The sequence below is a fragment of the Streptomyces sp. KLMMK genome (assembly GCF_036961605.1).
Taxonomy (GTDB): Bacteria; Actinomycetota; Actinomycetes; order Streptomycetales; family Streptomycetaceae; genus Streptomyces; species Streptomyces telluris.
Genome location: NZ_JBAMDC010000239.1, coordinates 1 through 10,358, shown reverse-complemented (window position 1 = coordinate 10,358; position 10,358 = coordinate 1). Strand labels below are relative to the sequence as shown.

Below are 10,358 nucleotides of genomic sequence, written 5' to 3'. Positions count from 1 at the left end.
CCTCGCCGCGCACGGGGGGCTCGCCGAGCCGCTGCTCGAACTCGCCTCCACGACGGCGGCGAAGGCGGCCGCGGTCAGCGGGGCGGGCCCGTGCGTCCTGAGCGAGCTCGCCATCGGCGAGGAGCTGGCGGCCCGCCGCCTGGTCGAGATCCCCGTCGCGGACCTTGACCTGCACCGCGCCCTCCGCGCCGTCTGGCCGCCCGGCTACCGCCCCACGGGCCCGGCCCGCGAACTGCTGGGCCTGACCCGCGGCTCCTGACGGGCGGGTGCCGGCAGACTGCCTGACGCCGCGACGGCCAGTCACCGCGTACGACGTGGGCGGCGGTGCCGGTCCGGGCGGGCGCCGCCGGTCGGGTCGTATCGGGCCGGCCGCCGTTGCGGCGGGAAGAAAGTGCCCGGCTGTTGCCGGGGGAATGTCCCCCGCCGCGACGGCGAGTCGCCACGTACGACGTGTCCGGCCGTGCAGAGCCGGCGTCGGCCGAGGTCAGGCGGCCGACGCCGCCTCGACCAGGGCTCGCATCAGACGCAAGTCGTCCCGCGCTTCGGGGTGCCACTGGACGCCCACCGCGAAGAGGTCGCCAGGGCGTTCCAGCGCCTCGATCGTGCCGTCCTCCGCGCGGGCCGTCGCGACGAGGCCGTCGCCCAGGCGGGACACGGACTGGTGGTGGTGCGTGGCGACGTCGCAGGGTTCGGGGAGGAGGCGGCCCAGGCGGCTGTCCGGTTCCGGCTTGATCAGGTGGTCGGTGAAGGCGCCCAGGACGGGGTTGTGGTCCTCGTGCCCCACCTCGTCCGGCAGGTGCTGGCACAGCGAGCCGCCGGCGTGCACGTTCATCAGCTGCATGCCGCGGCAGATGCCGAGTACCGGGACGCCCCGCTCCAGCGCGGCGCCCAGCAGCGCCAGCTCCCACGCGTCGCGTTCGGGGACCGGTACGCCCGCGCGCGGGTGCGGCTGCTCGCCGTACAGGACGGGGTCGAGGTCCTCCCCGCCGGCGAGGACGAGGCCGTCGAGCCGCCGCACCAGGTCGCCGGCGGCGGCCGGCTCGTCCGGCGGCAGCTGCACGGCGAGGCCGCCCGCCCGCTGGACGTGCTGGGCGTAGGAGGCGGGAAGGAGCGCGGCCGGCAGGTCCCACGCGGCGCCCCAGCGGGCCCGGGTGAGGTAGGTGGTGACACCGATCAGTGGCTGGCGGAGCATGGAGCGGGTCCTTTCCGTACGTGGTCGTTCCGTACGCTACGACGTTGATCACATGGTCCGGTCGCGGTTCAGTTCCGCTTCCGCCGCCGCGAGTGCCGCGAACTCCTCCTCGGGCGCCCCGGCGACGAGCCGGTGCCGGCTCCAGCAGGCGAAGTACACGGCGGCCACGGCGTAGACGCCGAGGGCGACGAGCGCGGCGGTGACGTCCACCAGGAAGGTCGCCACCAGCGCCGCGCAGGCGAGGACGAAGGCGAGCGCCGAGGTCGCGACGCCTCCCGGCGTCCGGTAGGGCCGCTCCAGGCCCGGCTCGCGGCGCCGCAGCACGATGTGGGAGAGGGACATCAGTGCGTAGGAGACGGTGGCGCCGAACACGGCGACGTTGAGCATCCGCGCCCCGTCGCCGCTGGCCGCCGCGAGCCCGAACCCGAGCGCGCCGGGCACCACCAGGCCCAGCCAGGGGGCCTTGCGGCGGCTGGTGAGGGAGAGGAAGCGGGGGAGGTAGCCGGCCCGGGAGAGGGCGAAGAGCTGCCGCGATCCGGCGTAGATGAGGGAGAAGAAGGAGGCCACCAGGCCGGCGAGCCCCGCGTAGTTGACGATGCGGCCGAGCACGGTGGGCCGCCCGTCCGGCTGTACGGCGGCCACCAGCGGGTTCCCGGCGTCCTTGAGGGCGTCCGCCCCGCCCGCGCCGGTCGAGGCGAGGAAGGTCAGGAGCGCGAGGACCAGCAGGATGCCCATGGACGTGGCCATGGCCCGGGGCAGCGAGCGCACGGGGTCCTTGGTCTCCTCGGCCGCGAGCGGCACGCCCTCGACGCCGAGGAAGAACCACATCCCGAACGGGAAGGACGCCCAGATCCCGAGGAGCCCGAACGGCAGCCAGGAGGACGCGCCGAGCGCGCCGGTGTCGACGGGGATGTCGTGCAGCCGCTCCGCGTCGAAGTCGGTGAACGCGCCCGCCGCGAAGACGAGCAGCGCGGCGACGGCGATGCCGGTGACGACGAAGCTGAACTTCAGGGCCTCGCCCACGCCCCACAGGTGGATGCCGATGAAGATGACGAAGCAGGCCAGGTACACCGGCCAGGACGAGGTGAGCCCGAACAGGCCGAGCGACTCCACGTAGTCGCCGATGAAGAGGGAGATCGCGGCGGGTGCGAGGACGTATTCGATGAGGATGGCGGTGCCGGTGAGGAAGCCGCCCCACGGGCCGAGCGCGCGCCGTGCGAAGCCGTAGCCCCCGCCCGCCGTCGGCAGGACGGCGGCCATCTCCGCGAGGGCGAAGACCATACAGGTGTACATCAGGCCCATCAGGGCGGCGGCGACGGCGAGACCGCCGAAGCCGCCGTGCGCGAGGCCGAAGTTCCAGCCGGAGAAGTCGCCGGAGACGACGTAGGCGACGCCGAGGCCGGTCAGCAGCAGGGGGCCGGCGCTGCCGCGGCGCAGCGTGCGCTTCTCCAGATAGTCCGCCGGCCGGTCCGAGGCGCGTGGCGGTGCCGTGGGTGTCTCCGTGCGTTCGGGCATGCTGCCGCTCCTGCCTCGGGAGGTAAAGGTTTTGCGCCATACCTTTGCCTCGGGGTGGCTGATTCGGCAACCCCCTTGCGTAAAAGACTGGTTACGAGACGGGCTCTCGCGGGTTAACGGGGCTCGTGCGGGTCACGCCAGGAAGCCCCGCAGCAGCGCCGCCGTCCCGCAGCAGTGCTCGCGCATCACCTCGCGCGCCGCCTCCGCGTCGCCGTCCAGGACCGCCTCCACGAGGGCGGTGTGCTGCAGCTGGGAGTGCTCCAGGTTCCGCACCAGCAGCGGAATGCAGTCCAGCAGGTCGTTGACCGTCGCCCGCACCGCCGCGTAGTGCGCGGCCAGCGACGGGGAGCCCGACAGCTCGGCCAGCGTCAGGTGGAACAGGGTGTCCATGCGCCGGTATTCGGCCAGCGGCGCGTCATGCGTGGCGGCCAGCGCCGCGCGCAGCCGCCCGGCCCCGCCCTCGGGGAGCCCGTGCGCGGCGCACAGCGCGGCCGCGCCCACCTCCAGCACCTCACGGAAGCGCAGCGTGTCCTCCACGTCCACGCCGGCGACCCGGCGCCGCAGCTCCTCCTCGCCCGCGGTCGCCGGCCGCGCCAGCACGAACGTGCCGCCGTAGCGGCCGCGCCGGCTCTCGACCAGGCCCTGGTCCTGCAGCACCTTGAGCACCTCGCGCAGCGTCACCCGGCTGACGCGCAGACGGTCGGCCAATTCGCGCTCGGCGGGCAGCCGTTCCCCCTCGGCCACCAGGCCCAGCCGCATGATCTGGAGTATCTGCTCCAGCGCTTCCTCGAATCCGTTGCCCGCGCGGACCGGCCGCAGCACCGGCGCCAGGCGGTCCGTCGCATGATCGTTCATCTGACCCCTTCCCTTTAATGGTCTACAGCCCTACCTTAAGACCTCCGGTCGCACCGACAGGAGGCATCACTGTGGCAGACCGCACGCCCCCGCTCGCCGTCGAGGAGCTGCGCAGGCTGGTCGACACCGGGGAGATCGACACCGTCGTCCTCGCCTTCACCGATATGCAGGGACGACTCCAGGGGAAGCGGTTCGCCGCCCGGTTCTTCCTCGACGACGTCCTCGACCACGGCACCGAAGGCTGCAACTACCTCCTCGCCGTGGACGTCGACCTCAACACCGTCGACGGCTACGCCATGTCGTCGTGGGAGCGCGGCTACGGGGACTTCGCCATGCGCGGCGACCTCTCCACCCTGCGCCGCACCCCCTGGAACCCGGGCACCGCCCTCCTCACCGCCGACCTCGCCTGGCACGACGGCTCGCCCGTCCTGGCCTCGCCCCGGCAGATCCTGCGCCGCCAGCTCGACCGGCTGGCCGAGCACGGCTGGAGCGCGTACGCCGGCACCGAGCTGGAGTTCATCGTCTTCAAGGACACCTACGAGCAGGCCTGGGGCCGCGGCTACCGCGACATGACCCCGGCCAACCAGTACAACTGCGACTACTCCGTCCTCGGCACCGGCCGCGTCGAACCCCTCCTGCGCCGCATCCGCAACGAGATGGGCGCCGCCGGGATGACCGTGGAGTCCGCCAAGGGCGAGTGCAACCTCGGCCAGCACGAGATCGCCTTCCGCTACGACGAGGCCCTCACCACCTGCGACCAGCACGCCGTCTACAAGACCGGAGCCAAGGAGATCGCCTCCCAGGAGGGCATGGCGCTCACCTTCATGGCCAAGTACGACGCCCGTGAAGGCAACTCCTGTCACATCCACCTGTCGCTGCGCGACGAGGCCGGACGGCCCGTCCTCGCCGACGACGAGGGCCCGTACGGCATGTCGAAGACGATGCGGCACTTCCTGGCCGGACAGCTGGCCGCGCTGCGCGACTTCACCCTCTTGTACGCGCCGAACATCAACTCCTACAAGCGGTTCCGGCCCGGCTCCTTCGCACCCACCGCCGTCGCCTGGGGCCCCGACAACCGCACCTGCGCCCTGCGGGTCATCGGCCGCGGCCACTCCCACCGCTTCGAGAACCGGCTGCCCGGCGGGGACGTCAACCCCTACCTCGCCGTCGCGGGCATGGTGGCCGCCGGGCTCTACGGCGTCGAGCACGAGCTGGAGCTGCCGGAGGTCTGCACCGGCAACGCCTACGCCGGCGACGCCCAGCACGTCCCCGCCACCCTGCGCGAGGCCACGGCGCTGTGGGAGCGGAGCCCCATCGCCCGGGAGGCCTTCGGAGACGAAGTCGTCGAGCACTACCTGCACATGGCGCGCGTCGAGCAGGAGGCGTACGACACGGCCGTCACGGACTGGGAGAGGTTCCGCTCCTTCGAGCGGATGTAACCCCACCGTTGTGCCCACCGGCGTGCAGCCGCGTACGAAACGGAACCCCCCCGGCCGCGAGCGGCGGAGCGAACCACAGGAGAGGACTTGCACGAGCTTCACGTACTCAACCCGGCGACCGAGGAACTCGTCGCCACCATCCCCGCGGCGACGCCGCAGGACGTCGACGCAGCCGTCCGCCGCGCCGCCGAAGCCCAGCGCAGCTGGTCCCGGCTCGCCCCCGGCGACCGCGCCCGGCAACTGCGCCGCTTCGCCGCCGCCGTCGACGCGCACCTGGAGGAGCTCGCGCAGCTGGAGGTCCGCGAGGCCGGCCACCCCATCGGCAACGCCCGCTGGGAAGCGGGCAACGCCCGCGACCTGCTGGAGTACGCGGCCGGGGGAGTGGAGCGGCTCACCGGCGCGCAGATCCCCGTCGCAGGCGGCCTGAACGTCACCTTCCACGAGCCCCTCGGCGTCGTCGCCGTCATCGCCCCGTGGAACTTCCCGATGCCGATCGCCGCCTGGGGCGTCGCCCCGGCCCTGGCCGCGGGCAACGCCGTGCTCCTCAAGCCGGCCGAGACCACCCCGCTGACCGCCCTGCGGCTGGCGGAGCTCGGGCTGGAGGCGGGGCTGCCCGAGGGCCTCTTCCAGGTCCTCCCGGGCGCCGGGCCCGTCGCCGGTGCCGCCCTCGTGGAACACCCCGGCGTCGCCAAGGTCGTCTTCACCGGTTCCACCGCCGTCGGCAAGCAGATCATGGCCAAGTGCGCGGCGGGTGTGAAGCGCGTGACGCTCGAACTCGGCGGCAAGAGCCCCAACATCGTCTTCGCCGACGCCGACGTCGAGCGGGCCGCCGCGGCCGCCCCCGGCTCCTTCCTCGACAACACCGGGCAGGACTGCTGCGCCCGCAGCCGCATCCTCGTCCAGCGCTCCGTGTACGACCGCTTCATGGAGCTGCTGGAGCCGGCGGTCACGTCGTTCGCCGTGGGCGACCCGGGGGACCCGGCGACCCGGATGGGCCCGCTGATCTCGGCCGCGCAGCGCGAGCGCGTACGGTCCTACGTCCCCGAGTCCGCCCCCGCCGCCATCCGCGGCGAGGCCCCGTCGGGCAAGGGGTTCTGGTACCCCGCCACCGTCCTGGAGGGCCGCCCGGAGGACCGCGCCGCCGTCGAGGAGATCTTCGGCCCGGTCGCCGTCGTCATCCCCTTCGAGGACGAGGCGGAGGCGGTGCGGATCGCCAACGCCACCGACTACGGGCTCAGCGGCTCCATCTGGACCCGCGACGTCTCCCGCGCCCTGCGCGTCTCCCGCGCCGTGGCCGCGGGGAACCTCTCTGTCAATTCCCACAGCAGCGTCCGCTACTGGACGCCGTTCGGCGGCTTCGGACAGTCCGGCCTGGGCCGCGAGCTGGGCCCCGACGCGCTGGCCGCCTTCACCGAGACCAAGAACGTCTTCATCAGCACCGAGGAGTAAACAAGTGACCGACCAGACCCCCGTCTGCCGCCGACTCGTCGGCCGCACCGCCGTCGTGACCGGAGCCGGCAGCGGCATCGGCCTGGCCACGGCCCGCCGCTTCGCCTCCGAGGGCGCCCGCGTCGTCTGCGCGGACATCGACGAGACCGCAGGCAAGGCCGCGGCCGCCGAGACCGGCGGGCTCTTCGTCAAGGTCGACGTCACCAGCCCCGAGGAGGTCGAGGCGCTCTTCAAGACCGCCTACGACACCTACGGCTCGGTCGACGTCGCCTTCAACAACGCCGGCATCTCCCCGCCCGACGACGACTCGATCCTCACCACCGGGCTCGACGCCTGGAAGCGGGTCCAGGAGGTCAACCTCACCTCCGTCTACCTGTGCTGCAAGGCCGCCCTGCCCTACATGCAGCGCCAGGGCAAGGGCTCGATCATCAACACCGCCTCCTTCGTCGCCGTCATGGGCGCCGCCACCTCGCAGATCAGCTACACCGCCTCCAAGGGCGGCGTGCTGGCGATGTCCCGCGAGCTCGGCGTGCAGTTCGCCCGCGAGGGCATCCGGGTCAACGCCCTGTGCCCGGGGCCGGTGAACACCCCGCTGCTCAAGGAGCTCTTCGCCAAGGACCCCGAGCGGGCCGCGCGCCGCCTGGTGCACGTGCCCGTCGGCCGGTTCGCCGAGCCCGAGGAGATCGCGGCCGCCGTCGCCTTCCTCGCCAGCGACGACTCGTCCTTCGTCAACGCCGCCGAGTTCCTCGTCGACGGTGGCATCGCGGGCGCGTACGTGACCCCGCTGTAGGGTCCATGATCAAACGGTAGGACCGGCTCGTCGGGCGCAGACCCCCGGGCCGGTCCCGCCGTGGATTCCCTGCCACCGCACGCACCACCGCAAAGAGAGCACATGCGCACCAAGTCCGCCATCGTCGTCGGCCTCGCTGCCGCCGCGGCCCTCGCCGCTTCGGTCCCCGCCACCGCAGCCCCGGCCCACGACGCCCCCCGCCGCAACTGCCCCCAGCTCGACAAGAAGCTTCCCTGGGCCGGCGACAACCGCGCCAGGCTCCAGAAGATGATCGACGAGCGCGGCACCTGCTCCGGCAAGAACGGCCCCCGCCCCGTCGCCGCCTTCGACTGGGACAACACCGTCGTCAAGAACGACATCACCGACGCCACGCTCGCCTGGGCCCTCAAGCACGACAAGATCCTGCAGCCGAAGAGCTGGAAGGACACCAGCGCCTGGCTCACCCCGGCCGCCGGCAAGGCGCTGGCCAAGGCGTGCGGCACGGCCGTGCGCCCCGGCCGGCCGCTGCCGACCTCCAAGAACGCCGCCTGCGCCGACGAGATCTTCGAGATCCGCGAGAAGTCGCAGACCATGGCCGGGGAAGCCGCCTTCGCCGGCGACTGGAACCACCGCCGCACCGTGCCCGGCTACGCCTGGATCCCCCAGCTGTTCGCCGGTCACACCCCCGCCGCCCTGACCTCCTTCGCCAAGCAGGCGCGCGCCGAGCAGCTCGCGGCGCCCATCGGCACCAAGCAGACCGTCGGCACCCACACCCTCGCCGGCTACGTCCGCTACTACGACCAGCAGAAGGACCTCATCCGCACGCTCAAGGCGGCCGGCTTCGACGTCTACATCGTCTCCGCCTCCTCCGAGCCGATCGCCGAGGCCTGGTCGAGCGGCGTGGGTCTGGACGCCAAGCACACCATCGGCATCCGCAGCATCACCAAGCACGGCCGCCTCACCACGGCCATCAAGGGCTGCGGCGGCGTCGAGACCGGCCGCGGCGACGCCCTGCCGTACATGGACGGCAAGCGCTGCATGATCAACCAGGAGATCTTCAAGATCAAGGGCGCCAAGGCCTGGCAGCAGCAGGACTTCAAGCACCGCATCGCGCTGGGCGCGGGCGACGCCGACACCGACGTGACGTTCGTCAACGACGCCACCGGCGCGCACGTGGCCATCAACCGCAACAAGTCCGAGCTGATGTGCCGCGCCTACGACGACGCGGACCGCCGCTGGGTCGCCAACCCGATGTTCATCGAGCCGATGCCGCGCAAGTCGGGCACGTACCCGTGCTCCACGACCGGCGCCACGGCCGAGGACGGCACCAAGGTGCCTGTCCGGCGCGCCGACGGCTCCGTGATCCCGGACCAGGCCGACAAGGCCTTCTGAGGCTCCCCGAGCCGTTCCTGACGTCCTCGCGCGCCACGGGGACCGGTCGCCGACGGCGAACCGGTCCCCGTATCCCCTCCTGCCGCAGGAGTACGGCGCACGGCCCGGGACCCGGCGTCGCGGCACGCGGACTCACGGGCGGGCGGACTCACGGGCGCGCGGACTCACAGGAACGTACGGGCCTCGCCGCGGTACGTCGGGACGGTCTCCACCACGCGGTCGCCGTCGATCAGGTGCAGCGCCTCGAAGCGCTCGCACATCTCGCCCGCCTTCGCGTGCCGGAACCACACCTTGTCACCCACCAGCAGGTCGTCGGCGGGCTGCCCGGTCAGCGGCGTCTGCACCTCGCCCGCACCCTCGCGGGGATCCAGCCGCAGGCCCGCCGGGAGGTACGGATGCGGCAGCCGGTCCGCGCCGGCCGCGCCCGACGCCGGGTACCCGCCGCCCTGGGCGGTCACCACGCCCGGCCCCGGGCGGCGCACCACCGGCAGCGCGAACAGGGCCGCCGGACGGCCGCGGAACGACCGGTAGTGGTCGAACAGCCGCGGCACGAACAGCCCCGAACCGGCCGCCACCTCCGTCACCGCGTCCTCCGCGGCGGTGTGCTGCACACTGCCCGTACCGCCGCCGTTGACGAACTCCAGGTCCGCCACCGCGCGCACGGCCCGTACGGCCTCCGCCCTGCGCGCCGCCAGCTCCCTGCGCGCCGCGGCCTGCATCAGCCGGACCGAACGGGAGTACAGGGGCCGCCCCTCCACCGCATCCCCCACACCCGCCACATGCGCCTCGTAGGCCAGCAGACCCACCAGCCGGAACCCCGGCCGGCGCCCGACGGACCGGGCGAGGTCCGCCAGCCGCTCCGGATCGTGCACGGGGGAACGCCGCGCACCGAGCCGCAGCCTGCCGCCCAGCAGCCGCAGCGACGTGTCCAACTCCAGGCACACCCGTACCTCTTCGCGGCCCGCCCGGGCCGCGTCGATCAGCGTCAGCTGCGCGGGGTCGTCCACGGTCACCGTGACCGCCCGGGCCAGCTTCGGGTCCGAGGTCAGCTCCGCCAGCCCCGCCCGGTCCGCCGACGGATACGCCAGCAGCACGTCATCGATGCCCGAACGCGCCAGCCACAGCGACTCGGCCAGCGAAAAGCTCATCACACCCGTGAAGCCGTCCCGCACCAGCGCGCGCTCCAGCAGCGCCCGGCAGCGCACGGACTTGCTCGCCACCCGCACCGGCTTGCCCTGCGCCCGGCGCACCAGATCCGCCGCGTTGGCGTCGAACGCCTGCAGATCGACCACGGCCAGAGGGGCGTCGCAGGAGGCGGTCGCCCGGTCCAGACGGGCCCGCTCGGCGCTTGCGCAGGCGACGGGAGGTGCGGCGGGAAGACGCATGCGCGCAGCTTGCCAGAGGCATCCGGCGGTGGATAGGGGCCCCGCACGGGCGAGATGGCAGCGCCCGCCGCCCGCCCCGTAGAGTGGCGCCCACACCGTGGGCCGCAGCCCGGCGGCGTGATGTCCGGATACGAACAGGCCTGTCCCGAAGGGCAACCAAGCCCCGGTAGCGGGGAGACGGCTCACGAGGGGGAGCGCAGGGTGAGCACCGAGACGGACCCCGCACTCGCGCTGCCCGTCCGCCCCCTCCCGGCCTCCTCCTACTTCGCGCCCCAGCCTCCCCGGCCGCCTCAGCCGCCGCACGTGCCCCAACCGGAGGGTGGCCGCGGCGCCCGCACCCTCACCGCAGCCGTCTGCCTCGT

Annotated in this window: 9 protein-coding genes; 5 read left to right on the top strand and 4 right to left on the bottom strand. The window is 73.2% G+C overall.

Annotated elements, in window-relative coordinates; genetic code table 11:
- Positions 1-259 (top strand): LysR substrate-binding domain-containing protein (locus V7793_RS26190; RefSeq protein ID WP_336010542.1); only part of this gene is annotated, 259 nt, incomplete at its 5' end.
- 225 nt (positions 260-484) lie between these two features.
- On the opposite strand, the gene V7793_RS26185 is transcribed toward V7793_RS26190, so the two are convergent.
- The 3 genes from V7793_RS26185 to V7793_RS26175 all read right to left on the bottom strand — a co-directional run bounded on the left by V7793_RS26185 (position 485) and on the right by V7793_RS26175 (position 3,562).
- The gene (locus tag V7793_RS26185; RefSeq protein ID WP_336010541.1) at positions 485-1,192 is read right to left on the bottom strand and encodes a gamma-glutamyl-gamma-aminobutyrate hydrolase family protein; all 708 of its coding nucleotides are present in this window, start codon (positions 1,190-1,192) and stop codon (positions 485-487) included.
- Between the two features lie 48 nt (positions 1,193-1,240).
- Complete coding sequence (gene eat, locus V7793_RS26180) at positions 1,241-2,707, bottom strand: ethanolamine permease (protein WP_336010539.1); 1,467 nt, start codon at positions 2,705-2,707, stop codon at positions 1,241-1,243.
- Between the two features lie 132 nt (positions 2,708-2,839).
- The gene (locus V7793_RS26175; RefSeq protein WP_336010536.1) at positions 2,840-3,562 is read right to left on the bottom strand and encodes a FadR/GntR family transcriptional regulator; all 723 of its coding nucleotides are present in this window, start codon (positions 3,560-3,562) and stop codon (positions 2,840-2,842) included.
- 71 nt (positions 3,563-3,633) lie between these two features.
- On the opposite strand from V7793_RS26175, the gene V7793_RS26170 reads away from it, so the two are divergent.
- The 4 genes from V7793_RS26170 (at position 3,634) to V7793_RS26155 (ending at position 8,611) form a co-directional block, all read left to right on the top strand.
- Positions 3,634-5,001 carry a glutamine synthetase family protein gene (locus tag V7793_RS26170; protein WP_336010533.1) on the top strand — a complete coding sequence of 456 codons (1,368 nt, stop codon included), beginning with the start codon at positions 3,634-3,636 and terminating at the stop codon, positions 4,999-5,001.
- An 87-nt stretch (positions 5,002-5,088) separates the two neighbouring features.
- The gene (locus V7793_RS26165) at positions 5,089-6,450 is read left to right on the top strand and encodes an aldehyde dehydrogenase family protein (RefSeq protein ID WP_336010529.1); all 1,362 of its coding nucleotides are present in this window, start codon (positions 5,089-5,091) and stop codon (positions 6,448-6,450) included.
- Positions 6,451-6,454: 4 nt separating this feature from the next.
- A complete protein-coding gene (locus tag V7793_RS26160; RefSeq protein ID WP_058045190.1) occupies positions 6,455-7,240 on the top strand; it encodes a 3-oxoacyl-ACP reductase in 786 nt (261 codons plus the stop codon).
- A 102-nt stretch (positions 7,241-7,342) separates the two neighbouring features.
- The gene (locus tag V7793_RS26155; RefSeq protein WP_336010524.1) at positions 7,343-8,611 is read left to right on the top strand and encodes a haloacid dehalogenase-like hydrolase; all 1,269 of its coding nucleotides are present in this window, start codon (positions 7,343-7,345) and stop codon (positions 8,609-8,611) included.
- 164 nt (positions 8,612-8,775) lie between these two features.
- Here the strand turns inward: V7793_RS26155 and V7793_RS26150 are convergent, their stop codons facing one another.
- Positions 8,776-9,996 (bottom strand): amino acid deaminase/aldolase, encoded by a 1,221-nt coding sequence (locus V7793_RS26150; RefSeq protein ID WP_336010521.1) that lies wholly within the window; start codon positions 9,994-9,996, stop codon positions 8,776-8,778.
- Between the last annotated feature and the right edge of the window lie 362 nt (positions 9,997-10,358).